The 22950-nt window shown below is 52.1% G+C and carries 17 protein-coding genes and 1 pseudogene; 9 read left to right on the plus strand and 9 right to left on the minus strand.

Features of this window, described 5'->3' with window-relative positions; all coding sequences use genetic code 11:
* The first annotated feature begins 11 nt into the window (after positions 1–11).
* The 9 genes and pseudogenes from pgm to araD all read left to right on the plus strand — a co-directional run bounded on the left by pgm (position 12) and on the right by araD (position 10722).
* Positions 12–1652, plus strand: a complete 1641-nt coding sequence (gene pgm / locus CHU32_RS10745) for a phosphoglucomutase (alpha-D-glucose-1,6-bisphosphate-dependent) (RefSeq protein ID WP_103677468.1) — start codon at positions 12–14, stop codon at positions 1650–1652.
* Positions 1653–2049: 397 nt separating this feature from the next.
* Positions 2050–2847, plus strand: coding sequence for a DeoR/GlpR family DNA-binding transcription regulator (locus tag CHU32_RS10750; protein WP_103677469.1), 798 nt, complete (start codon positions 2050–2052; stop codon positions 2845–2847).
* A gap of 92 nt (positions 2848–2939) precedes the next feature.
* Positions 2940–4013 carry a zinc-binding dehydrogenase gene (locus CHU32_RS10755; RefSeq protein ID WP_103677470.1) on the plus strand — a complete coding sequence of 358 codons (1074 nt, stop codon included), beginning with the start codon at positions 2940–2942 and terminating at the stop codon, positions 4011–4013.
* A gap of 163 nt (positions 4014–4176) precedes the next feature.
* Complete coding sequence (locus CHU32_RS10760; protein WP_245880210.1) at positions 4177–5034, plus strand: ABC transporter substrate-binding protein; 858 nt, start codon at positions 4177–4179, stop codon at positions 5032–5034.
* Between the two features lie 114 nt (positions 5035–5148).
* Positions 5149–6633 (plus strand): sugar ABC transporter ATP-binding protein, encoded by a 1485-nt coding sequence (locus tag CHU32_RS10765; protein ID WP_103677520.1) that lies wholly within the window; start codon positions 5149–5151, stop codon positions 6631–6633.
* A gap of 67 nt (positions 6634–6700) precedes the next feature.
* Positions 6701–7629, plus strand: a pseudogene (locus CHU32_RS10770) (ABC transporter permease).
* 38 nt (positions 7630–7667) lie between these two features.
* On the plus strand, positions 7668–9143 hold the full coding sequence (locus CHU32_RS10775) for an FGGY-family carbohydrate kinase (RefSeq protein WP_103677472.1): 1476 nt from the start codon (positions 7668–7670) through the stop codon (positions 9141–9143).
* The gene (locus tag CHU32_RS10780; protein WP_103677473.1) at positions 9140–9994 is read left to right on the plus strand and encodes an L-ribulose-5-phosphate 3-epimerase; all 855 of its coding nucleotides are present in this window, start codon (positions 9140–9142) and stop codon (positions 9992–9994) included. The genes CHU32_RS10775 and CHU32_RS10780 overlap by 4 nt, the downstream gene beginning before the upstream one ends.
* 32 nt (positions 9995–10026) lie before the next feature.
* Positions 10027–10722 (plus strand): L-ribulose-5-phosphate 4-epimerase, encoded by a 696-nt coding sequence (gene araD, locus CHU32_RS10785; RefSeq protein ID WP_103677474.1) that lies wholly within the window; start codon positions 10027–10029, stop codon positions 10720–10722.
* A 46-nt stretch (positions 10723–10768) separates the two neighbouring features.
* Here araD and potE read toward each other — a convergent pair whose 3' ends face one another.
* From potE to kdpF, 9 genes are all read right to left on the minus strand, one after another.
* Positions 10769–12082: a putrescine-ornithine antiporter gene (gene potE, locus CHU32_RS10790; protein WP_103677475.1), complete on the minus strand. Its 1314-nt coding sequence runs from the start codon at positions 12080–12082 to the stop codon at positions 10769–10771.
* Positions 12079–14277 (minus strand): ornithine decarboxylase SpeF, encoded by a 2199-nt coding sequence (gene speF / locus CHU32_RS10795; RefSeq protein WP_103677521.1) that lies wholly within the window; start codon positions 14275–14277, stop codon positions 12079–12081. Before speF ends, potE begins: the two co-directional genes overlap by 4 nt.
* 253 nt (positions 14278–14530) lie before the next feature.
* Positions 14531–14635: a leader peptide SpeFL gene (speFL, locus tag CHU32_RS27950; RefSeq protein WP_116480921.1), complete on the minus strand. Its 105-nt coding sequence runs from the start codon at positions 14633–14635 to the stop codon at positions 14531–14533.
* A 257-nt stretch (positions 14636–14892) separates the two neighbouring features.
* On the minus strand, positions 14893–15570 hold the full coding sequence (gene kdpE / locus CHU32_RS10800) for a two-component system response regulator KdpE (RefSeq protein WP_103677476.1): 678 nt from the start codon (positions 15568–15570) through the stop codon (positions 14893–14895).
* Positions 15567–18245, minus strand: coding sequence for a two-component system sensor histidine kinase KdpD (kdpD, locus tag CHU32_RS10805; protein ID WP_103677477.1), 2679 nt, complete (start codon positions 18243–18245; stop codon positions 15567–15569). The genes kdpE and kdpD overlap by 4 nt, the downstream gene beginning before the upstream one ends.
* Positions 18242–18820 (minus strand): potassium-transporting ATPase subunit KdpC, encoded by a 579-nt coding sequence (kdpC, locus tag CHU32_RS10810; RefSeq protein WP_103677522.1) that lies wholly within the window; start codon positions 18818–18820, stop codon positions 18242–18244. Before kdpC ends, kdpD begins: the two co-directional genes overlap by 4 nt.
* Positions 18821–18827: 7 nt before the next feature.
* Positions 18828–20876 (minus strand): potassium-transporting ATPase subunit KdpB, encoded by a 2049-nt coding sequence (kdpB, locus tag CHU32_RS10815; RefSeq protein WP_103750846.1) that lies wholly within the window; start codon positions 20874–20876, stop codon positions 18828–18830.
* Between the two features lie 16 nt (positions 20877–20892).
* Entirely contained in the window at positions 20893–22572 is a 1680-nt protein-coding gene (kdpA, locus tag CHU32_RS10820) for a potassium-transporting ATPase subunit KdpA (RefSeq protein ID WP_103677479.1), read from the minus strand.
* Positions 22572–22661 (minus strand): K(+)-transporting ATPase subunit F, encoded by a 90-nt coding sequence (kdpF, locus tag CHU32_RS28915; protein ID WP_103677480.1) that lies wholly within the window; start codon positions 22659–22661, stop codon positions 22572–22574. The genes kdpA and kdpF overlap by 1 nt, the downstream gene beginning before the upstream one ends.
* Positions 22662–22950: the final 289 nt, after the last annotated feature.

Consider the following 22950-nt stretch of genomic DNA (forward strand, 5'->3'; position numbering starts at 1 on the left):
AGGACCAGGCAATGGCAGTTCACAATCGTGCGGGTCAGCCTGCACAACAACGTGATTTGATCAACGTCGCTCAGTTGACGTCTCAGTACTACGTGCTGAAGCCGGAAGCGGGCAACCCGGAACATGCCGTTAAATTCGGTACTTCCGGCCATCGTGGTAGCGCAGGGCGTCACAGCTTTAACGAGCCGCATATTCTGGCGATCGCCCAGGCCATCGCGGAAGAGCGAGTGAAAAACGGGATTACCGGTCCTTGTTACGTCGGTAAAGATACCCACGCGTTATCGGAGCCAGCGTTTATCTCCGTGCTGGAAGTCCTTGCCGCTAACGGCGTGGACATGATCATCCAGGAAAACAACGGTTTTACGCCAACGCCTGCCATTTCAAACGCGATTCTTGAACATAACAAAAAAGGCGGCGCGCAGGCTGACGGCATCGTCATTACCCCATCGCATAACCCGCCAGAAGATGGTGGGATCAAATACAACCCGCCAAACGGTGGCCCGGCAGACACCAACGTTACCAAAGTGGTGGAAGATCGGGCAAACGCATTGCTGGCGGACGGTCTGAAAGGCGTTAAACGCCTGGCTCTGGACGCGGCGCTGGCGTCGGGGCACGTTAAAGAGCAGGACCTGGTACAGCCGTTCGTTGAAGGACTGGCGGAGATTGTCGATATGGCGGCGATCCAGAAAGCGGGCCTGACGCTGGGCGTCGATCCGCTGGGTGGTTCCGGTATCGAATACTGGAAACGGATCGCAGAACATTACAAACTCAACCTGACTATTGTTAACGATCACGTCGATCAGACGTTCCGCTTTATGCACCTGGATAAAGACGAAGTGATCCGTATGGATTGCTCCTCAGAATCCGCAATGGCGGGCCTGCTGGCGCTGCGTGATAAATTCGATCTGGCCTTTGCCAATGACCCGGACTATGACCGTCACGGCATCGTCACGCCAGCCGGTTTGATGAATCCGAATCACTACCTGGCGGTAGCGATCAACTATCTGTTCCAGCACCGTCCGCAGTGGGGCAAAGAGGTCGCGGTAGGTAAAACGCTGGTCTCCTCCGCCATGATTGACCGGGTGGTTAACGATCTGGGACGCAAGCTGGTGGAAGTGCCGGTCGGCTTTAAATGGTTCGTGGACGGTCTGTTTGATGGCAGCTTCGGCTTTGGTGGCGAAGAGAGTGCGGGGGCGTCTTTCCTGCGTTTTGACGGTACGCCGTGGTCTACGGATAAAGACGGCATCATCATGTGCCTGCTGGCAGCGGAAATCACGGCTGTGACCGGCAAAAACCCGCAGCAGCATTATGATGAACTGGCCGCACGCTTTGGCGCGCCAAGCTACAACCGTCTGGGCGCAAGCGCCACCACTGCGCAGAAAGCCGCCTTATCTAAACTTTCCCCGGAAATGGTCAGCGCCGATACGCTGGCAGGCGACCCGATCACCGCGCGTTTAACCGCAGCGCCCGGTAACGGCGCAGCGATTGGCGGTCTTAAAGTGATGACTGACAACGGCTGGTTTGCTGCCCGTCCATCGGGCACGGAAGATGCGTATAAAATTTATTGTGAAAGCTTCCTCGGGGAAGAACACCGTAAGCGCATTGAAAAAGAAGCGGTTGAGATCGTCAGTGAAGTGCTGAAAAACGCCTGACCGAAACGCAATCCATTCACGCCTCCTTCGGGAGGCGTTTTACATTATGAGATGTGATAGTTTTTCTGCCTGAGCCTGACATGTTTTTTAATTCGTCAGAAAACCGCGCCTTTACGGTGAAAAGTCACAACCCGGTCATAATCGGGCATGGTGATGATGACCGGGTATGACCGTCTTCCTGTCCGGGTTTCGTCTTCAGTGGAATAAATACGCACAAATACGTGACTGACATCACGAAAAATAGCGTATTTATATCCTGTTCATCTACAAAATATGATTACCCTCTAATAAATTTTTTTTAGCAATGCCGTCACTGTATTGTATGAAGTCAGTCACTTAACAAAAAGAGCATTTTGGGTATCATAGCGTCATGTCGAAATAATAACTGAGAATAAAAATGCTCCAGGCAAAACGTCATTTATTAATATTCAGGTATATAAAAGAGAATGACTGTGCCAGGGTAAAAGAACTGTCAGATATGTTTTCCGTATCGCAGGAAACCATCCGCCGGGACTTAGCCATATTGGCTAAAAGTAAGAAAATAGTTCGTAGTTTTGGTGGTGCGGCATTACTTGAAAATAATAATGCTTACCTTGAAGTGGAACAAAAAGCCGTGTCGGAAAATTTTGTGGATACGGCCGAATCATTTATTAAAAGAACCCGCGAACGTACTGATGCTAAAACCCGGATTGCCAAAGCCGCTCTGCCGTTTATTAAAGAGCATGACTGCATCATAATGGATAACAGCAGCACCTGTTGGTTTTTAGCGCGGCAACTGCCGGATATCAATTTAACGGTGATTACTAATTCCTTAAATATTGTTCAGACACTGGCCTGTCGTAAGAAAATACGCATTATTAGTGTAGGTGGCGAGTATTCTGAGCGGCATGGAGATTTTCACGGCCCGGTCGCGGAGTTGACCATCAAAAGTTTTAAAGTTAGCAAATTTTTCTTTTCATGCCAGGGCATTGCGCCAGAGTATGACATCAGGGACGGTAGCGAGTTAAATGTACGGCTTAAGCAGGAAATGCTTAATGTTTCTGATAAAAAAATACTGCTCGCTGACTCTATGAAGTTTGATCAGTACTCATTATATAAAATTTGTAATCTGGAAGGTGTCGATGTACTGATCACCAATAAATTGCCTTGCGAAGAATATCGTTGCAGCAAAATTCAGACGATTGAAACCGACTGATATATCACTGTATTAAGTAATATCATATTACTCCAGCTATTTTAATTCATTCAACGACATTTTAAATGTCATCAGTGAACAAGAGGTTTGCTATGGAACAACTGCCTGAAAATATGAAAGCCGTGGTCTGTCATGGGCCAAAAGATTATCGTTTTGAAAAAATTACTCGGCCGGTCGCTAAAGAAAGAGAAGTCGTTATCAAGGTTGATGGTTGTGGTATTTGTGCGGGCGATTGCAAAGCCAGTGATGGCGCACCAATGTTTTGGGGAGACAATCCATGGGTAAAAACACCGGTAGTGCCAGGGCATGAGTTTTACGGCCGGGTAGCGGAATTAGGTCCGGGCTCTGCGGAAAAATATAAATTGAAAATTGGTGACCGTATCCTGGCTGAGCAAATTGTTCCTTGTCATGAGTGCCGATTCTGCAAGACCGGGAAATACTGGATGTGTGAAACCCATGATATTTATGGTTTCCAGAAAGATGTTGCTGACGGTGGTATGGCAGAATATATGCGTTTCTCGGAAAGGGCGATTATTCACAAAATTCCGGACTCACTCTCAGAAGAAGACGCAGCACTGATTGAACCGATGGCCTGCGCTATCCATACGGTCCGCCGTGGCGATATTGATTTGAACGATGTTGTTGTGATTGCGGGAGCCGGGCCATTAGGGCTATGCATGATACAAGTCGCTCATCTTAAAACGCCGAAGAAACTGATCGTTATCGATACAATGGAAGATCGCCTGGCGCTGGCGAAAACTTTCGGCGCTGATGTGGTCATTAATGCGGCAAAAGAAGATGCGGTGGCCATCGTTAAATCAATGACCGAGGGCTATGGCTGCGACGTATATATCGAAGCGACCGGCGCGCCAATTGGGGTAACGCAGGGTCTGGAGATGATCCGCAAGCTGGGGCGGTTTGTTGAGTTCAGCGTGTTTGGCAAAGAAACTACGGTTGACTGGTCCATTATTGGCGACCGTAAAGAGCTTGATATTCGCGGCGCACATTTGGGGCCATATAGCTATGACGTCGCCATCGATCTGTTCAGTCGCGGGCTAATTACCGCCAAAGGTATTGTGACTCACTTTTATTCTATTGATGACTGGAAAGAAGCGTTTGATATGGCCAAAACGCTGGACTCCATCAAAGTCGTTATCAAACCTTAAGCTGCACCGGGATCGTTTACCCATTACCACTCGGTCCCCGCCAGCAAAATAAGGTGAAAGTAGATGTTTGCCAACACCGTTCATAATAATGAGAAGGAGAGTTCACATGTCTGGAAGTCTGAAATATAAAACATTGCTGGTCGGCTTATTATCCCTGGGACTCATGGCGGGTGCCAGCGCCAAACAACTCACCGTAGGAATGTCGTTTCAGGAGTTAAATAACGAATACTTCGTTACCATGAAACAATCTGTTGAGGACGCTACAAAAGATATCAATGCCAAATTATATACCGCCGATGCTGCTCATGACGTTTCCAAACAGATCAGCGATATAGAAGATATGATCCAGAAGAAAATTGATATTTTGCTGATCAACCCGGCAGACAGTGTGGGGGCCGAAGCCGCGGTGCTGGCAGCGAAAAAAGCTGGAGTGGTGGTCGTTGCCATTGACGCACAGGCCAACGGTCCACTGGATTCTTTTGTCGGATCGAAAAACTACGATGCGGGCCTGATTGCCGGTGAAAATCTGGCAAAAGCGCTGGGTAATAAAGGTAATGTAGCGATCCTGGATGGTATTCCGGTGGTACCCATCCTTGAACGTGTACGCGGTTTTGAAGATGCGATGAAAAAACATCCGGATATCAAAATTGTGACCAAACTCAACGGCAAACAGGAACGCGATACCGCGATGAGCGTGACGGAAAATATGCTGCAATCGAACCCGACGCTCAATGGTATCTTCAGCGTCAACGATGTCGGTTCGCTGGGTGCGTTGGCCGCTATTCAATCCTCGGGGCGCGATGTGAAGCTGGTGAGTGTTGATGGTTCGCCGGAGGCGGTTGCGGAAATTGCTAAAGGCAACACGCCATTCATCGCTACGGCGGCACAGTTCCCACGCGATCAGGTCCGCATCGGTTTAGGGATTGCGCTGGCGAAATACTGGGGTGCCAATGTGCCCGCTTCGGTTCCGGTAGACGTCAAATTAATTGATAAAAATAACGCCAAAGATTTCCACTGGTAATTCATTCCGCTTCAAATTATTTGCGCATAAGGTTGTGCGATCCCGCACAACCTTATTCGGGAACCTTTTATCGTTCGCAGTCTGGCTGGGTTTTGTTTTAATGGAGTGATACGCATCATGAATTTACTGGAGATTAAGCATGTCAGTAAAACGTTTCCCGGTGTAAAAGCACTTGATGATATCAATATAACGTTACAAAGCGGCGAGGTTCATGCTCTGCTCGGTGAAAATGGTGCGGGTAAATCCACACTAATGAAAGTGCTGTGCGGAATTTATCAGCCTGATACCGGTGGTATTTATATTAATGATCAGCTACAGCACTTTCAGACCTATCGTGATGCTATTCGCGCAGGTATTGGCATTATTTTCCAGGAGTTTTCGCTGATCCCTTATTTAAATGCGTTCGAAAACATTTTTCTCAACCGGGAATTAACAAACAGCGTAGGACTACTCGATCGAAAAAAAATGCGCCATGAGGCGATGAGAATATTTAACGAACTGGGTGTTAAACTCGACCCGGATGAGCAAATTTGCCACCTTAGTGTTGCCGAACAGCAATTCGTTGAAATAGCCAAAGCATTGTCGCTGGAGGCGCGGATTCTGGTGCTCGACGAACCGACGGCAACGCTGACCCCGGGAGAAGCTGAGCATCTTTTCCGGGTGATGCGTGACCTGAAGGCCAAAGGGGTAGGGATGTTTTTCATCTCCCACCATCTTGAAGAAATTTATGAAATTTGCGACAGCCTGAGTATTTTGCGTGACGGTAAATATATTGGATCAGCAAAAGTCGATGATGTCGAAATCTCTACCATGATCCAAATGATGGTCGGGCGTGAAGTGGAGAATATCTACCCGGCAAAACGCACGCTGGGACAGCGAGAGGAGATACTGAACGCCAGTATTCAATTAACTGAAGCCAGCCCATGTAATCGCCTGACGTTGCGTAAAGGCGAAATACTGGGATTATCCGGTTTAGTGGGGTCCGGACGTACTGAAACCATTCTGGCCATGACCGGGGCTGAGAAATGTTTCAAAAAAAATATCACCCTCTTTGGTAAACCAGTGAGGCTTAATGCGACTTCTCAGGCATTGAAGGCAGGTATTGGTTTACTGCCTGAAAGCCGTAAAACGCAGGGGCTGGTACTGCCTTTTTCTGTCAAAGATAATATCTGGCTGAACAAACACTCGTTACGCCATCTGTTTATAAATGATGGAGACGAATTAACCACCACCAATAGTTTGATTGCTAAAGTTGGCGTAAAAACGCCGGATGCCTGGACGGCAGTCGGTACGCTCAGTGGTGGAAATCAGCAAAAAGTGGTTATCTCACGCTGGCTCAATCACGATGTGAATATCCTCATTTTTGATGAGCCAACTCGTGGCATAGATGTCGGTGCGAAGTCAGAAATTTATCAAATAATGCGCCGTCTTACCGAGCAAGGTATTTCAATTATTATGATTTCGTCTGAATTGCCGGAGATTATTGGCGTCAGCGATCGCGTCATGGTGTTTCGCGATGGTGGTATTGTTGCCGAGTTAGAGGGCGATGATATTAATTCGACGGATATTATGTTGCATGCCGCAGGTAATATTATTTAGGGGGTTCCCAATGAGCAATGCCAATGTTTCTGCTGCACCAGTTGCTAAAACTGAAAAGGGTACTGGAATGATGTCCCGATTAATGAAAACACCGGCCTTTTTACCGTTTATTGGCCTGGTGCTACTATTCGGCTGTATGTCAATATTTAACGATTATTTTCTGACGGTGGAAAATTTATCAACCGTCGCCAGACAGGTTTCAATTAACGCTATTATTGCAATTGGAATGACGTTTGCCATTCTGACGGGTGGGATCGATCTTTCGGTGGGCGCGGTGATGGCGCTGTGCGGTACCCTGATGGCCGGACTGATGAAATTCTACGGGCTGGACCCGTGGATGGCGATAACGCTTGGCTTACTGGCGGGCGTTGCCTTTGGTCTGCTAAACGGTTTTTTAACTGCCTACGGCAAAATGCCGCCGATTATCGTGACGCTGGGTGCGATGATCATCGCCAAGGGACTGGCGTTAATTTATACCGGGGGCTACCCCATCTCTGGATTACCTGATTCATTTTCCTTCTGGGGGCGCGATTATATTTTCGGCATTCAGGTCCCGATTTTATTAATGGCACTGCTGTACCTTATTTTTTATATCGTACTCAACCATATGCCTTTTGGCCGCTATGTCTATTCTCTTGGTGGAAATGAAGAGGCGGCACGACTCAGCGGATTGCGGGTTAAATATTATAAGTTATTGGTGTATGTAATCAGCGGTTTTACCGCCGGATTTGCCGGTCTTATTTTCACTTCCCGGGTCATGAGCGGACAACCCAATGCCGGTGTTGGGTTTGAACTGGATGCTATTGCCGCTGTGGTATTAGGTGGCGCATCCATTGCTGGTGGGCGTGGAATGATCATCGGGAGCTCATCGGCGCAATGATGTTAGGAGTATTAAACAACGGGCTCAATTTATTAGGCATTTCACCGTATGTTCAATATCTGGTGAAAGGCCTGATCATTTGGGGGGCGACATTTATTAGTTCGGCCAGACGATAGTCTTTTTTTCCTGATCCCTATTAACCAAGGAGAGTGTCATGAATTTTATCGGGATAGACATTGGCGGAACGGTCACCAAGGCAGGTATTTATGACGCGCAGGGCAATGAAATACATGTTGCCTCACGCAACGCCGAGGTACTGGCCGAACAGCCCGGCTTTAGTGAACGTAATATGGATGAGCTGTGGGAGACCGTTTGCCGCGTTGTAAAGCAGGCGATTTATGAAAGCCAGGTCCCACCACTCAGTATCAAAGGCGTCAGCTTTTCTTCCCATGGCAAAGGGTTATATGCCATCGACAAAAAAGGTAAACCGGTACGTAATGGTATTATTTCATCCGATACCCGGGCGCTGGACTATGTCAAACGCTGGTATCACGATGGCATTGATAAACAGGCCTATCATAAAGGTTTACAGCAATTATGGACCGGACACCCGGTTTCTTTACTGGCGTGGTTAAAAGATCATGAGCCGGATAATTATGCCCGGATTGATGCAATATTGATGGTGCATGACTATATTCGCTTCAAGTTTACCGGCGAGATCCATGCCGAAATCACCAATATTTCGGGTAGCAATTTTTATAACCAATTCACTTCATGTTATGACAACGAAATGATGGCGCTTTTTGGCATCCCCGAGGTGGCGGATAAAACCGCCCCGGTTGTGAACTCAACCGATCGGATAGGGGTTATCACGCCGCAGGCAGCACTGGATTGCGGACTATGCCCGGGAACGCCGGTATTTGGCGGCTTTTTTGACGTGGTTTCCAGCGCCGTAACCTCCGGAATCGACAATGAAAAAACGCTGAGTGCCGTAGCCGGAACCTGGAGTATTGCGACGTCTGTCACTGACCATATTATTACCAGCGATTTTCCTTATATCTGGGGGAAATATTGTGTGCCGGGCAAATATTTCGTTCATGAAGGCAGCCCAACTTCAGCCAGTAATTTGACGTGGTTTATTAAGCAATTCTTTCAGGATGAAGCGCAGTGCTACCAAAATTTTGAACAATGGATCGCCCAAAGTTGCGACGAGCAGCTTGTCTTCCTGCCTTATCTATTTGGTTCAAATCTGGAAATGGATTTGCAGGGCGGATTGATTGGTCTTTCGGGCCATCACACTAAAAAAGATGTGATTGCAGCGATTTATCGCGGCATTGTTTTTTCCCATCTGGTGCACCAGGACCGCATTATTTCCCTCAACCCGGCGATTGAAAAAATTCGCTTTACCGGTGGGCCGAGTCGATCGCGACAGTGGACGCAGATGTATGCTGACGCGGCCAATTTGCCGCTGGAAGTGGTTGATATTGAACAGGCTGGATGCCGGGCAGCGGCACTTTGTGCGGCAACAGGGGCTGGCGTATATTCCAGTTTTAGTGAGGCCATGGCGCAAACTCAGCCTGCGGTCGTGGTGTTTGAACCTGACGAGCAGCGCCACCAGCATTTACGCGAAGGATACGCACGTTATCTCAACGTTGCCCATGCCCTGTCACCGCGGGTAAATGCCAAATGAAACCAACCATAGGGATTTATGAAAAGGCGCTGCCGAATGCGCTGAGCTGGGCGGAGCGCTTTGATCTGGCTGCGCAACTGGGCTTCAGCTTTATTGAGATGTCGGTGGACGAAGATCCGGTGCGGCAAGCGCGTTTACAGTGGAATCGCGCCGAACGCCTCGACTTTGTCGCGGGGAAAATCAACAGCGGGGTTGATGTACCGAGTATGTGTTTATCTGCCCATCGTGCCTTTCCGTTTGGCAGCCTGAAACGCGAGACTCGTGATAAAGCGTACGATCTAATGCAGGATGCGCTGGCCCTGGCGGGGCAGGTGGGCATCCGCAATATTCAACTGGCAGGCTATGATGTCTATTATGAGTCTTCTTCTGCACAAACCCGTGAACTTTTCATTGAGGGGATAAGCTGGGCGGTTTCGCAGGCAGCCAAAGCACAAATTATGCTCTCCATGGAAATTATGGATACGGCGTTTATGAGCAATATTTCGCGCTGGTTGGATCTGGAGCGCAAAATATGCAGCCCGTGGTTTTGCGTCTACCCCGATGTCGGCAATCTCAGTGCCTGGCATAATGATGTGCCGGTGGAATTGAGTAAAGGCATCCACAAAATCTCGGCCATCCACTTAAAAGATACCCGGCAAATCTCCCCCTTTTCGCTGGGACAGTTTCGCGATGTGCCGTTCGGCACCGGCTGCGTGAATTTTGATGAAGTCTTTCGCACGCTCTCAACCCTGAATTATCGCGGCGCATGGTTGATGGAAATGTGGGCTAAAAACGATGGCGCAGATGTGCAACGTATTGCTGAAGCCAAAAGCTGGATTGAAGATAAATATCAGCACGCTTTTTTGAATTGATAGCCTGAATTTTTCTGACTCTGGAGTTAATTATGTTGGACGAACTTAAAAATTCGGTGTTTGCGGCAAATCTGGCGCTGCCGGAATATCAACTCGTAACATTTACCTGGGGAAACGTCAGCGGTATTGATCGTCAGCAGGGGCTGGTGGCGATTAAACCATCCGGCGTTGACTATGCGCTGATGACGGTTGAGGACATCGTCATCGTCGAACTTGAAAGCGGCAGGGTGGTTGAAGGTAAAAACAAACCGTCATCGGATACCGCTACCCATCTGGCGCTTTACCGCGCTTTTGAATCGCTGGGCGGTATTGTGCACACTCACTCCCGGCATGCGACGATCTGGGCGCAGGCCGCTAAGCCGCTCAAGGCAATGGGAACAACCCACGCGGATTATTTTTACGGTGAAATCCCCTGTACGCGCCCGCTAACCAGCGAAGAAATCCGCGAGGATTATGAAGCGAATACCGGGCGGGTGATTATTGAAACGTTGCATAACCATAATATCGATCCGTTAAGCATTCCCGCTACGCTGGTACATGGTCATGGGCCTTTTGCCTGGGGAAAAGACGCGGATAACGCAGTGCATAACGCCGTCGTGCTGGAGGAAATTGCTTACATGAATATGTGTACTCTGCAGTTAGCGCATCAGCAACCGCCGGTATCACAGGAATTACTGGATAAACATTATTTACGTAAGCACGGCAGCAATGCCTATTACGGCCAGTGATAATAAAGGCTAAATCTGAAAGGCTCCTTGCGGAGCCTTGAACCTTTTATCCGTGTTTATTCTTCAGTTCAAACCGGGGCGATACCAGACCATACAGCGTCCAGCCCATAAAGGTGACTATCGCGCCATACAGCATGGCTTCTTCACCCGAGGAATACAGCGCATAAAAACTGTAAACCGCGCCGATAAACGCCACCACGTTTGCCGCTTTGGCCTTACCTGGCTCGACTTTCGCGACCTTCTGAATAATCACCAGTGCCGCCATCGACAGAATATACGGAATGATGTTGGTCACCACCGCCAGATTCACCAGCACGTTAAACTGGCTATTGAGCGACGGACTGATGGTCATCAACGACAACCCGCTCTGGAAAATCACAATGGCCAGCATGCCCTGAATCGGCGCGTCGGCTTTACTCAGGCGTGAGAAGATTTTCGGGAAATAGCCTTCATCGGCGGAGGATTTAAACACCTGGGCAATCGTAAACTGCCAGCCGAGCAGTGAGCCACAGCAGGACATCACCATCAGCCCCATGATGATTTTCCCCACGCCCGGGGTAAACATCTGCGTGAAGGCAACGCCAAACGGCGCGGTGGAGTGAGCGAGATCCAGATTCGGCACAATCCCGGCAATCACGTTAGTCGAGACAATATAAATGACCGCCGCGCCAAGCGTGCCGCCAAGCACCGCGATGGGAACGTTACGCTCCGGGTTTTCCACCACATCGGTATTGGCGCAGGCCGACTCCAGGCCAAGAAACGCCCACAGCGTCATCGCAATGGACGATCCTACCGCGCCAAAGAACGGCACGTTGTGTGGATTCCACGATGCGACGTACAGCGACGGGCTGAACCAGAACCAGCCGATAAGGCACAATCCCACCACCGGAATAATGACTCCCCAGACGGTGACACTGCTGATCTGCCCGGTGATCCGCGCGCCGCCAAAGTTTGCCACGGTGCAAATCCACAGCACGCCAATGGTCGCCAGACCAATCTGCAGCGGGCTGAGCTGCAGCCCCAGCAGTTCGGTGCCATAGCCGACCGCCGAAATGGCAATCGCCACGTTAGCTATTAGCAGCGACACGCCGTAGGTGTAGTTCGCCATAAAGTTGCCGGATTTGCCGAAGGCATACTCCGCGTAGCCACCCATCCCGCCGGATTTACGACTGAACATGCCGCATTTAGCGAAAGCCCACGCCAGCGCCATAGAGCCGACGGCGGTTACCAGCCAGGAGATAATCGAAATGGTGCCCACTTCAGCAAGTTTGGTCGGTAGCATGATGATCCCGGAACCCATCATATTCACCATCGTCAGAATGGTAAGCTGGACCACGCCCATTTTATTGGATTTGCTCATAACGGTTCTCCTTGTAGCAGCGCAGAGGACGTATCCAGGGGGTTAACGACGTTGCACCACACCTGTTTGCGACCATCGTGTTCTTCGATATACACACCCTGTAATTCCGGGGCGAAACCCGGCAGAAGATTAATTCCTTCTTCAAGGGCGCTGAAATAGCGCAGCACCGCGCCGCCCCAGACTTCTCCGGGCACCACGCACAATACGCCCGGCGGGTAGGGTAGCGCGCCCTCCGCCGCAATACGGCCCTCCGCATCCTGTAAGCGCACCAGCTCCACCTGGCCACGGAGCAAGGCATAGTTGGCTTCCTGCGGGTTAAGACAAACGCGGGGGAAATGCGCTTTACGAAACATCTCTTTTTGCAGCTGTTTCACATTATGCCGGGCATACAGATCGTGCATTTCCTGGCACAGCCGACGCAGCGTATAACCGGCATAACGATCCTGATACTGGCGGTACAGTGACGGCAGCACCTCTTTTAACGGCGCGTCGACGTCGAGTAATTTTTCAAAACGCACCAGTAAGGCTACCAGCTGTTGCAGCTTCGCCATGTCCTCTGCGGGGGTCAGCAGGAAAAGAATAGAGTTCAGATCGCATTTTTCCGGGACCACGCCGTTTTCACGCAGGAAATGGGCAAGAATGGTCGCCGGTACGCCGAAGGACTCATATTCGCCGCTGGCGGTGTCAATGCCGGGCGTGGTCAGCAGCAGCTTGCAGGGATCGACAAAATATTGATGTTCAGCGTATCCTTCAAAGGCGTGCCAGTGCTCTCCCGGCACAAAGTGGAAAAAGCGCAGATCGCTGGCGATATCAGCGGTCGGCCAGCGCTGCCAGGCTTTTCCGTCAACCTCGTCAGGCACAAACGGGCGAATATGCTGGCAGTTATCAAGGATCAACTTGCGGGCCTCAATGCCGTTTATCACGCAGTCCATCCACATATTGCGTCCGCACACGCCCTCATGCATCTGCGCATTAATATCCAGCGCGGCAAAAAGCGGATAAAACGGGCTGGTGGAGGCATGCATCATAAAGGCATTGTTCAAACGCTTATGCGGCACATAGCGCGACTGGCCTTTAATGTGGCGGTCTTTTTTATGGATTTGCGAGGTCTGCGAAAAACCGGCCTGCTGTTTATGCACTGACTGGGTTACCAGAATGCCAGGATCGTTTGCATTCAGTTCCAGCAGTAGCGGCGAGCAGTCCGCCATCATCGGAATGAATTGTTCATAACCGACCCAGGCTGAATCAAACAGAATGTAGTCGCACAGATGTCCGATGTTATCCACGACCTGGCGGGCGTTATACATCGTGCCGTCATAGGTGCCAAGCTGGATCACCGCCAGACGGAACGGTCGCGCGTCGCGGGCGCGCTGCGGCGCAACCTCAGCAATCAGCTCGCGTAAATAACGTTCTTCAAAGCAATGGGCATCAATACCACCAATAAAACCATACGGATTACGCGCCGTTTCAAGATACACCGGCGTTGCGCCCGCCTGAAGCAGCGCACCGTGATGGTTTGATTTATGGTTATTACGATCGAACAATACCAAATCGCCCGGCGTTAATAGCGCATTCAGCACGACTTTATTGGCCGACGAGGTACCGTTGAGGACAAAATACGTTTTATCGGCATTAAAAACTTTTGCGGCGTGCTGCTGGGCGGTACAGGGCGCGCCCTCGTGGATTAATAAATCTCCCATCGCCACATCGGCGTTACACAAATCCGAGCGGAACAGGGTTTCGCCAAAGAATTCGACAAACTGATTGCCAGCCGGATGGCGGCGGAAAAATTCCCCGCCCTGATGTCCGGGACAGTCAAAAGCGCTATTACCCTGATTGACGTAATCCACCAGCGCACGGAAAAAAGGCGGCCGCAGTTGGCTTTCATATTTATATGCGGCAGCTTCCAGTTGGCGGCCATAATACTCCCTGCGGCTGTCGTCGAATTCAAACACGCCCTGAGTGCGGGAAAGATACTCAGCGGGAACCCGCTGGTCATCAGCCAGCGCAACAAAGACCGGCAGATGATAGCCGGTCGCGTCGATCTCATCGAGTTTGCCGTTTTCCATCTCATCAAGAGTTAATACAACGGCGGCAACGTTAATAAAATGCGTTTCGGCTGTACTGACGATATCGCGCTGAGTACAAAAACAGTCAGGGCAGGCACGGCTAACGGCAATTTTTAATTGAGACATAATCAACTCGTTATTTTAGATAATAGTTATCCCTCAATTTCCTGAAGTGGAAATTGATCGCGGCGGAAAAAAAGCAATAAAGATGCGCTGATAAAAATATCAGTAATATGCTTTTTTGAAATAGAATGAATCCTGCCAGTCCGTGGCTGGCAATGCAGGATTTATTCAGGGCGAGCGCGGTTTGCTACAGGCGTAACCTGTATTGCACAAAGTTCAGGGAATTCTGTATGCTGAAGCGCCCGAGGTCAAAAGACTATCGGGCATTAAAGAAGTGGAAGTCAAAACTATTGCGGTGGGCAAACATCATAATATGCGTGGTTCGCCTGATATGAGGCATTATTCTGTTATTGTTTTCCATCGTCACACCATTCATACGTTGATTGAAGGTATGCGTATTTTATCCGTAAAAATGCCATTAACTGTGAAGTTGATCACTTAAAAACGATCTTTTCAGAAATAATTATACACTGTTTATGCATATGTGCGGCGCAGCAATTGAATGTAATTTATTTGTGAATTATATGTAATTTCTTTTATTTTAAGAAAATCCTTTTTCTGCAGGGAATAATTGGTTGAAGAGAGGAAAATTAATCCGAATGGTATATGAATAGTTATTCAAATCATAAATCGGTAGCCAATGCCTGTTTCGGTTAATAAATGCCGGGGGCGAGCTGGATCGGCTTCTAATTTCTGGCGCAGATGTCCCATATAAATGCGTAAATAATGACTATGTTCTACGGCGTTGGGTCCCCAGACCTGGTTTAACAGTTGACGCTGAGTAAGTACTTTGCCTGAATTATTTAACAATACTGCCAGCAGACGAAATTCAATCGGCGTTAAATGAACCTCTTCACCATTACGTAAAATGCGCCGTGCCACCCGATCAACGGTTATCGTGCCAAATGTCACCACCGGTTCCGTTTTCTCCGTACTGGCGTGCCGGCGCATCGCCACCCGCAGGCGTGCCTGAAGTTCGCCGATGCCGAATGGCTTGCTGAGGTAATCATCGGCACCAGCATCAAGCGCATCAATTTTATCGGTTTCATCTGTACGCGCGGAGAGCACAATCACGGGCATTTGGCTCCACAGCCGCACTTCGCGAATAAAGTCGATGCCGTCGCCGTCCGGCAGGCCAAGGTCGAGGATAGTCAGATCCGGCTTACGGCTGGCGGCTTCAAGCAGACCGCGCTGGAGCGTATCGGCTTCATACACCCGTAGTCCGTCCGCTTCCAGTGCTGTGCGCAATAAGCGCCGAATTGCCTGTTCATCTTCAATAATCAGGATCGTAATCACAACGCGTCATTACCTTCTTCAAGCTCAGGGGGGGCATCCTGGGGTAGAGTAACACGAAAACAGGCCCCGCCCTGTGGCCGATTCACGGCGGTGAGCGTGCCGCCGTGAACGCTGACGATGGCCTGGCAAATCGCCAGACCTAAACCTACGCCGGGGATCGCCGACTCTTTCATGCCCCGGGCAAACTTCTCAAAAATAATCTTTTCCTGCCCCGCCGGGATGCCCGGCCCGCTGTCCCATACTTCCAGTACCAGTTGTTTATCCGCTATCCAGGCATTAAGACCAATTTGCGCCTGGCGTCCGGCATATTTAAGCGCGTTTTCCAGCAAATTGATTAATACACGCTCAAACAATGGGCCGTCGACATGGATGAGCTGTAATGGTTCGCCCAGCGCCAGCGTAACAGGTCGGCTGCCGGGCTCCAGGCTCTGCAATGCGCTGCCGACCACTTCCTCCAGCGTCAGCCACTCTTTCTTAAGATTAAAGCCACCGGATTGAATACGCGCCATATCCAGTAGATTATTCACCAGGCGCGTGGTATTCAGCACATGTTGACGAATTTCGCTGGCCTGCGGGGCGTGCTTTGATCCTTCACTCGCCAGATCGAGCGTCAAAATTTCCGCCTGACCAAATAGCACCGTCAATGGGGTGCGCAAATCATGAGACAGCGCGGCAAGCAGGGCGTTACGCACACTTTCGCGCTCGCTGGCCAGCCGTGCCTGTTGTTCACTGGCGGTGAGGGCCAGGCGCTCCAGCGCGCTGGCGATCAGTAACGTAAACGTTTCCAGTAGCCGCTGTTGCTCGGGGATCATCAACTGGCGCAGGCTGCCCGGCTCCACGACCACCAGTCCGTGAGTACGGGTTGCACTTTTCAACGGCAGGATTTGATAAGGGACGCCGGGCAGGGTATCCGTTCCTGCGCCGGCAGGCTGGCCGCGATCAAAACTCCAGCGGGCAATCGCCTCGTCCCACGGCGTCATGCCGGGCTGTTGATTAAGCGGCACCAGCCGGGCGCTGACGTCGGGAAGTAAAAGCTGACTGCGGGCATGAAAAGTGGACTGAATAAACTGCTCACCAATGGTAGCGATATCCTCAGCATTACGGCTGATCGCCAGGCGCTGCGACATCTCATACAGATGACGGGTACGCTGTTCGCGGTAACGGGCCACCCGCGCCTGGTAGCGCATTCCTGCCGTCAGATTACCGATCACCAGCCCGACAATCAGCATCACAATAAACGTCAGAATATACTGCACGTCCGACACGGCGAGGGTACCGTGCGGCGCAATGAAAAACAGATCGAAGCTGAGCACGTTGACAATGGTCGCCAGCACCGACGGCCATCGTCCGTAGCGCAGGGCTACCAGCACCACCGCCAACAGGTAAATCATGACCAGATTGGTGGGATCGAACGCCGTCAGCCACTGCATGGCCATCAGAGTTATCCCGGCGCACAGCGCGAGGGCAACCGCACAGCCTTCCAGTTGAACGCGCCAGCGCTCAAGCAGCGGGCGTGTGTCGCTGGCCCGCGGCGGCGACAGCGGAGGGTCATCAAGCGCCACAATCAATAAATCCAGATCCGGCGCATGACGTGCCAGACGTCCGGCAAAAGAATCGCCCTGCCACCAGCGACGCCTTGTCTGGCGTCCCAGCACGATTTTGCCGAGATTGTGCTCGCGCGCATAGCGCAGAACGGCGCGCTCCTGTGACGGATCGGCGAGAGTCGCGGTTTCCGCCCCCAGCTCCTGCGCCAGCCGCAGGGCATTGAGGATCGCCTGGCGCTGTGCGCGGGCGAGGCGGTGCAGGCGTGGCGTTTCGACATACACCGTGTGCCAGACGCTGCCGAGTTTTGCCGCCAGACGGGCGGCGGTGCGCACCAGTTTTTCGCTGCCGGTCTGATGGCCGATGCACAGCAGGATGGCGTCGCGGGTATGCCACACTTTCTCCTGGCCCTGATGCTCCCGCCAGACGCGCATCTGTTCATCCACCCGGTCGGCGGTACGCCTCAGCGCCAGTTCGCGCAGGGCATAAAGATTGCCTTTGCGGAAAAAATTTTCAATCGCTCGCTCGGCCTGTCCGGCAAGATAGACTTTCCCCTCGTGCAGGCGCTGGCGCAGGTCGTCGGGAGGAAGATCGACCAGCACCACGTCATCGGCGGCGTCAAATACCGGATCGGGCACCGTTTCGCGCACCTGAATACCGGTAACGCCGCTGACCACATCGTTCAGACTTTCCAGGTGCTGAACGTTAAGGGTAGTAAACACATCAATGCCTGCCTCAAGCAGTTCCTCAACGTCCTGCCAGCGGCGCGGATGACGTGAACCTGGGGCGTTACTGTGCGCCAGCTCGTCCATGAGGATCAGCGCCGGACGTCGCGCCAGCGCAGCATCCAGGTCAAACTCCTGCACTTTACGCCCACGATGGGTGAGGGTACGCGCAGCCAGCATTGTCAGCCCTTCAAGCATTGCCGCCGTCTCTTTACGGCCGTGGGTCTCCACCACGCCCGCCAGAATATCCAGCCCCTGCGCGCGCAGGCGCTGCGCTTCGGCCAGCATCGCCCAGGTTTTCCCCACCCCGGCACAGGCACCAAAAAATATCTTCAGCTTACCCCGGTGCGCGGTGGCGGCCTGCTCCAGCAGGCGATCGGGATCAGGGCGCTGCGGCTCGTCGGTCATTTATTTTCCTTTATGGCGTCGAGAGAAATATTCAGCTCAACAATATTTACCACAGGTTGACCGAGAAAGCTGAGAAGCGGTTTATGCGTGGCCTGGTCAATCAGCGGCATAATTTGTTCAACGGATAACTGACGTGCTTTGGCGACGCGCGGCAGTTGCCAGAGCACGGCCTGCGGCGTCAGGTTGTTGTCCAGACCACTGGCAGAGGCTGTTGCCAGCTCCACAGGAACTGAGCCGGACGCGTCAGGGTTTGCCGCCCGCAGTGTGTTAACCCGTTCGGCGATGGCGCGATCCTGCGCCGGATTACTGACCGCAAGGTTGCTGCCGCCGGACGCCATTGGATTATAGGGAGTGTCCGCCGTCGCCGACGGGCGACCATGAAAATAGTCTGGCCGGGTAAAATTCTGCCCGATCAGCGACGATCCGCGCAGGCCATTTTCGCTATGGATCAGCGAGCCGTTGGCGCGATCGTTAAACCACCATTGCCCGAGCGCAGTAGTCAGCAGCGGATACAGGCCGCCGGTCAGCACGCTCAGTAAAATAAGCAGAGAAAATGCAGGACGTAACAGAGACATAATCACCTCACGCCAGACCCAGCAGGGTCAGCAACAGATCGATAAGCTTAATGCCGATAAACGGCACAATCAGCCCGCCCAGGCCGTAAATCCATAAATTACGCCGTAGCATGGCAGACGCGGAAAGCGGCCTGTAGCTCACACCGCGCAGCGCCAGCGGGATCAGAAAAACAATGATTAGCGCGTTAAAAATCACCGCGCTGAGAATGGCGGAAGCAGGGGAGTGCAGATGCATAATATTCAGCGCATCAATCTGCGGCCAGGTGGCAACAAACGCTGCCGGAATAATGGCAAAATACTTCGCCACGTCGTTGGCCAGGCTGAAGGTCGTCAGCGAGCCTCGGGTCATCAACATCTGTTTCCCGATATGCACCACTTCAATCAGTTTGGTAGGGTTGGAGTCGAGATCCACCATATTTCCCGCCTCCTTCGCCGCCTGGGTGCCGGAGTTCATGGCGACGGCAACGTCGGCCTGCGCCAGCGCCGGGGCATCGTTAGTGCCGTCGCCGGTCATGGCCACCAGGCGTCCTTCTGCCTGATACTGACGGATTAGCGCCAGCTTCGCTTCCGGCGTAGCCTCAGCCAGAAAATCATCCACCCCGGCTTCAGCGGCAATGGCGGCGGCGGTCAGGCTATTATCGCCGGTGATCATTACCGTCTTAATGCCCATTTGACGCAGACGGGCGAAACGCTCTTTAATCCCGCCTTTGACGATATCTTTTAGCGCGATGACGCCCAGGACCTGTGCGCCTTCTGCAACCACCAGCGGTGTCGCTCCCTGACGAGCGATCTCTTCTACGTTATGATCGACATCGGCCGGGAAGTGGCCACCATTGCTTTCAACATGACGGCGGATGGCGTCCACAGAACCTTTGCGAATAGTCCGCTCATCAACATTTATGCCGCTCATACGTGTCTGGGCGGTAAACGGAATAAAAGTGGCATGTAAGGACTGAATATCCCGCTCGCGCAAATTGAAGCGCTGCTTTGCCAGCACCACGATGCTGCGGCCTTCCGGGGTTTCATCGGCCAGGGAGGCAAGCTGGGCCGCGTCGGCCCGCGTTTTTTCCTCCACGCCGTGCGCCGGAATAAACGCCGACGCCTGACGGTTGCCGAGAGTAATGGTGCCGGTTTTATCCAGCAGCAGAACGTCCACGTCACCCGCCGCTTCCACTGCGCGTCCGCTGGTGGCAATGACATTGGCACCCAGCATGCGGCTCATCCCGGCAATGCCGATTGCCGAAAGCAGGCCGCCGATGGTGGTCGGGATTAAACAGCCCAGCAGCGCCACCAGCGCGGTAACGCTTACCGGCTCGCCTGCCCACGCCGAGAAGGGCCATAGTGTGGCGGTTGCCAGCAGAAAGACGATGGTCAGGGCGATCAGCAAAATGGTCAGCGCAATCTCATTTGGTGTTTTACGCCGCTGCGCGTTCTCCACCATCGCGATCATCCGGTCGAGAAAGGTTTCACCCGGGTTGACGCTGCATTCGATCACCAGCCAGTCAGAAAGGATACGCGTTCCGCCGGTCACTGAGGCAAAATCACCACCCGACTCGCGGATCACTGGTGCAGATTCTCCGGTGATTGCGCTCTCATCCACCGACGCGCCGCCTTCAATGACTTCGCCATCGCAGGGGATAATGTCGCCAGCTTCCACCCGCACAATATCGCCTTTGCGCAAATCGGCAGCCAGAATACGTTCGCCTTGTGCGTCAGGTGACGGGCCGTGAAGTTTGCAGGCAAATGCCGTTTTCTGTACCCCTTTCAGACTACTGGCCTGAGCTTTACTGCGCCCCTCAGCCATCGCTTCGGCGAAATTAGCGAACAACACCGTAAACCATAGCCACAGGCTAACAGCGGCGGTAAAACGTCCGTCGCCCGCCAGCTGACCGGTAAACATGGCGATAGCCAGCCCGGCGGTCAGCACGCTACCTACCCAGACAATAAACATCACTGGGTTTCGAAGCTGGATCTGCGGGCTTAATTTTTTTAGCGACTCGACGGCCGCCTGCCGCATCAGGGCAGGTTCAAACAGCGCCTGTTTTTTGCGATTCATCATGTGTTCCACCGGCTTAACGTAGAGAAAGAAGTTCTGCTACCGGCCCTGAGACCAGCGCGGGAATAAAGGTCAGGGCACCGACCAACAGCACCGTGCCGGTTAGCAGGCCGACAAACAGCGGCCCGGTTGTCGTCAGGGTTCCCGCGCTGGCAGGCTGGATTTTTTTGGCAACCAATGAACCGGCAATGGCCATCACCGGAATAATGATCCCGAAGCGACCCACCAGCATGCAGAATGCCAGCAGACAGTTCCAGAAAGGCGTGTTGGCGCTCAAACCAGCAAAGGCGCTGCCGTTATTGTTGGCGGCTGACGAGACGGCATATAACACCTCGCTAAAGCCGTGTGCGCCCGGGTTCAACATTGCGCTACGTCCGGCGTCAGTCATCATTGCCAGCGCGGTGCCGCCCAGCACCAGCGCAGGCGTGACGAGGATCGCCAGCGCGGTCATTTTCATTTCGCGAACGTCGATCTTTTTACCCAGATACTCCGGCGTGCGCCCGGTCATCAGTCCGGCAATAAATACCGCCAGCAGTACGAACAGCAGCATGCCATAAAGCCCGGAACCGACGCCGCCAAACACCACTTCGCCAATCTGCATCAGCCACAGCGGGATCATGCCGCCGAGGGCGGTGAAGGAGTCGTGCATGGCATTGACCGCGCCGCACGAGGCCGCTGTGGTCACTGCTGCAAACAGGCTGCTGGGGAGAATACCAAAGCGGCTTTCCTTACCTTCCATATTCAGGCTGCTGTCGGCCCCCAGCGGGATCAAATGCGGATTACCCTGGGTTTCAGCCCCCATCACCACCGCCACGCTGACAATAAAAATCAGCGTCATTGCCAGGAGTAGGGTATGACCTTGTCGACAATCGCCCACCGTTTCCCCAAAGGCAAAACAGAGCGCGGCGGGAATGATAAAAATCGCCAGCATCTGCACGAAGTTGGTTAGCGCGGTCGGGTTTTCAAACGGGTGCGAAGAGTTGGCGTTAAAAAAACCGCCGCCGTTGGTACCGATCATTTTAATCGCTTCCTGCGAGGCAACCGGCCCCATCGGTAGCCACTGTTGCACGCCTTCGAGCGAGGTGAAAGGCTGATACGCCAACAGGTTCTGGATTGTGCCCTGATGAATAAAAAATAGTGCCAGCAGCAGCGACAGCGGCAGCAGTACCCACAGGGTGATACGGGTAAGATCGACCCACGCATTGCCCAGCGTATTCATACTCCGGCGGGCAAACGCGCGGGTCAGGGCAAAGATGACGGCAATGCCGCTGGCGGCAGAGAGGAAGTTTTGTACCGTCAGCCCGACCATCTGGCTGAAGTAGCTCATGGTGGTTTCGCCACTGTAAGATTGCCAGTTGGTATTGGTCACGAAACTCACCGCGGTGTTCAGCGCCAGATGCCAGGAGAGGCTGGGCTGATGCTGTGGATTCAGCGGCAGCGCATCCTGAAACAAAAGCATAAAAAACAGCGCCAGCAGACCGAGCAGGTTAAACAACAATATCGCCAGCAGGTAATGCCGCCAGTGCATCTCTCCGGCAGAAATACCCACTACTTTCCACAGCCCCTTCTCAATGCCTTCCACACCGGGAAGAGGAGTACCGACAATCATGCGCGCCAGTAAGACACCTAACGGCCGCGCCAGGATAAAAAGTACCGCCAGAAAGCTGGCGATCAGTAAAAATCCTTGGGTGACCATTAAAATGCCTCCGCATTAAGCAGGGCATATATCAGCCATACCAATAACAATATCACCAGCACTATGCCGGCTATTACGCCTGTACCCACCTTTCACCTCCACAACAATGAGTGATATGCGCTGAAGGTAGGCTTTTCGGTGCAAAGATTTTGCAAAAATCGCCATCACCGGCGTAAAAAAAGTATAAAAATGGCAATAGCCCTTATTTAACTAATGTTTAGTATTATTTTAACTTTTATGTAACTTAATTACGCCGTGAATGTAAATAAAGCTTAAATAGGCTAAAAAAAGTGGTCGGATGAGTAGTAAAATTACGCGCAAAGCGGTACTATTTTAATCAGAAAACGATTTCCGGTTAACGTTACCGGCCAACATAAG

This window comes from Superficieibacter electus, from assembly GCF_002915575.1.
Lineage (GTDB): Bacteria > Pseudomonadota > Gammaproteobacteria > Enterobacterales > Enterobacteriaceae > Superficieibacter > Superficieibacter electus.

Bases quoted from the DNA above. Each gene is read 5' to 3' on its own strand.
- pgm (WP_103677468.1), top strand. From the start codon at position 12: ATGGCAGTTCACAATCGTGCGGGTCAGCCTGCACAACAACGTGATTTG.
- CHU32_RS10750 (WP_103677469.1), top strand. From the start codon at position 2,050: ATGCTCCAGGCAAAACGTCATTTATTAATATTCAGGTATATAAAAGAG.
- CHU32_RS10755 (WP_103677470.1), top strand. From the start codon at position 2,940: ATGGAACAACTGCCTGAAAATATGAAAGCCGTGGTCTGTCATGGGCCA.
- CHU32_RS10760 (WP_245880210.1), top strand. From the start codon at position 4,177: ATGGCGGGTGCCAGCGCCAAACAACTCACCGTAGGAATGTCGTTTCAG.
- CHU32_RS10775 (WP_103677472.1), top strand. From the start codon at position 7,668: ATGAATTTTATCGGGATAGACATTGGCGGAACGGTCACCAAGGCAGGT.
- CHU32_RS10780 (WP_103677473.1), top strand. From the start codon at position 9,140: ATGAAACCAACCATAGGGATTTATGAAAAGGCGCTGCCGAATGCGCTG.
- araD (WP_103677474.1), top strand. From the start codon at position 10,027: ATGTTGGACGAACTTAAAAATTCGGTGTTTGCGGCAAATCTGGCGCTG.
- potE (WP_103677475.1), bottom strand. From the start codon at position 12,082: ATGAGCAAATCCAATAAAATGGGCGTGGTCCAGCTTACCATTCTGACG.
- speF (WP_103677521.1), bottom strand. From the start codon at position 14,277: ATGTCTCAATTAAAAATTGCCGTTAGCCGTGCCTGCCCTGACTGTTTT.
- speFL (WP_116480921.1), bottom strand. From the start codon at position 14,635: ATGGAAAACAATAACAGAATAATGCCTCATATCAGGCGAACCACGCAT.
- kdpD (WP_103677477.1), bottom strand. From the start codon at position 18,245: ATGACCGACGAGCCGCAGCGCCCTGATCCCGATCGCCTGCTGGAGCAG.
- kdpC (WP_103677522.1), bottom strand. From the start codon at position 18,820: ATGTCTCTGTTACGTCCTGCATTTTCTCTGCTTATTTTACTGAGCGTG.
- kdpB (WP_103750846.1), bottom strand. From the start codon at position 20,876: ATGAATCGCAAAAAACAGGCGCTGTTTGAACCTGCCCTGATGCGGCAG.
- kdpA (WP_103677479.1), bottom strand. From the start codon at position 22,572: ATGGTCACCCAAGGATTTTTACTGATCGCCAGCTTTCTGGCGGTACTT.